A 1,650-nucleotide genomic window follows, 5' to 3' on the forward strand; every position below is an offset into this window, starting at 1 on the left:
ATTCGTAACCAGTAAGCGCATACCCTGAATCACTTCAAAGTGTAATTCTCAGGGTACGAATGACTATATCTCGCTCAGAGCCGAGGTCATACGTCAGGGCTTGCCGCTTCATGCCAGAAGTGGACTTTATCTCTCAGGATCCACCCGAACATCCATCAGAATATACTGAGCCACTTTACACGCGTGTTGATCAATCAAGGGAACAAGCCGAGTGAAATGCTCGCTGGCGCAATGTGCTTCGAGTGCTGCCCGGTCTGGCCACTCTTCAATGAAAATAAAATGCCCCGGATCCTTTTCATCCCGGTACAAATCATAAGCAATACACAGGGGTTCTTCTTTCGTTGCCGCGATGAGTTCGCGGTAGAAAGGGAGAACGGTGTCGATGCTCTCGGGTTTGATAAAATCTTCGGCGATGACTTTTAGCATATGAACTCCTTCATTAAAAATGCGGATACTGGCAGCCTGAAGGGCTGGTCAGTGACAGGTGCGGACATCAATAACATCTGAGTGAGTTAAAAATTATCAAGCATTACCTGGCGTCAAATTAGTGGGCGATATTTATTAGAATGCATAAACATTGACAAGATAATATGAGGTTTTCATGATCTTCACGAATACACCACGGCTCATTCTTCGCGCATTCAAAGCGAAAGATGCATCTTCCCTTCTCGATTACCTGTTTTCACCTCGCTCGCCTTGTTTCCAGGACGAGAAACTCAATTCGCTGGAAGATGCGGCCGCAGAAGTCGACAGAAGAGCCCACGACAACAGCCAGTTTGCTGTATGTCTTAAAGAGACAGATGAACTGATTGGTCATCTCTTTGCTGATAATAGTGAAGAACCTGACAGGAATACGTGGTCAGTTGGATGGCATTTTAACAAACGTTACGAGGGTCAGGGGTATGCCACTGAATCCGTCACAGCACTGTTTCAATATTTGTTTTCTGAAAAAGAAGCCAGACGTCTTTATGCATATGTTGAAGACTACAATTTATCTTCTCAGAAGCTTTGCGTTCGCCTCCATATGCGGCAAGAGGGCTGTTTTAAAGAATTTGTCTCGTTCATACAGGATGATGGTGAAGAAACATATGATGATACCTTTATCTTCGCACTGCTGAAAAAAGAGTGGCAATCGTTTAATGAGTGACCTCTGGCAGCAGACACTGGCTTATCGCTGCCTATCAACTATCTCTCATACTGATGGACAGATTGATGGCCCGTCCAGGGGAGAACTGTCTGATCCGGATATCCCAGTGTGCCAGAAGCAGACCTTTCTAAAGCAATTGTGTGTCAACAAAGTGGCGGCAGGTCAGGGGCTTAGTTCATTTCAGGGATGTTATGGTAGATTGCTTGTCAGTTAGAAAGCCGCCTAATCAAATAACCATGGAAAGGAGAGTAATCGGTATGACGATTTTAGTGACGATACAGGCTCAGCTCATTACTGGAGAAGCGCAGGTGATAAAAAGCCTGGCTCCTGAGGGGATGCTGGCCGCCGTATTTGAAGACGACGGCCGGACCGGGTATTTCTACGCGCTCGATGAGTCCGTTGAAGGAAACCCAATTCAGGATGCAGTGATCTTACCCAGCAATAGTGGACACGCGACTAAGTGAGTAAACTCTCAACCAGAGGTGACTCACATGACAAAACCA

General features: G+C 46.1%; 2 protein-coding genes and 1 pseudogene. 2 read left to right on the forward strand and 1 reads right to left on the reverse strand.

Going from position 1 to position 1,650, the window contains the following annotated elements; genetic code table 11:
- Window positions 1-126 precede the first annotated feature (126 nt).
- Window positions 127-426, reverse strand: a complete 300-nt coding sequence (locus GF617_RS26820; RefSeq protein ID WP_181619742.1) for a putative quinol monooxygenase — start codon at window positions 424-426, stop codon at window positions 127-129.
- Window positions 427-601: 175 nt separating this feature from the next.
- Between GF617_RS26820 and GF617_RS26825 the strand changes: the two genes are divergently transcribed.
- Both GF617_RS26825 and GF617_RS26830 read left to right on the forward strand, forming a co-directional pair.
- The gene (locus tag GF617_RS26825; protein ID WP_181619743.1) at window positions 602-1,147 is read left to right on the forward strand and encodes a GNAT family N-acetyltransferase; all 546 of its coding nucleotides are present in this window, start codon (window positions 602-604) and stop codon (window positions 1,145-1,147) included.
- Between the two features lie 257 nt (window positions 1,148-1,404).
- Window positions 1,405-1,575: pseudogene (locus tag GF617_RS26830) on the forward strand (DUF2251 domain-containing protein); the annotation flags it as partial.
- Window positions 1,576-1,650: the final 75 nt, after the last annotated feature.

Origin of the sequence: Lelliottia sp. RWM.1 (genome assembly GCF_016859735.1) — a bacterium.
Classification (GTDB): domain Bacteria; phylum Pseudomonadota; class Gammaproteobacteria; order Enterobacterales; family Enterobacteriaceae; genus Enterobacter.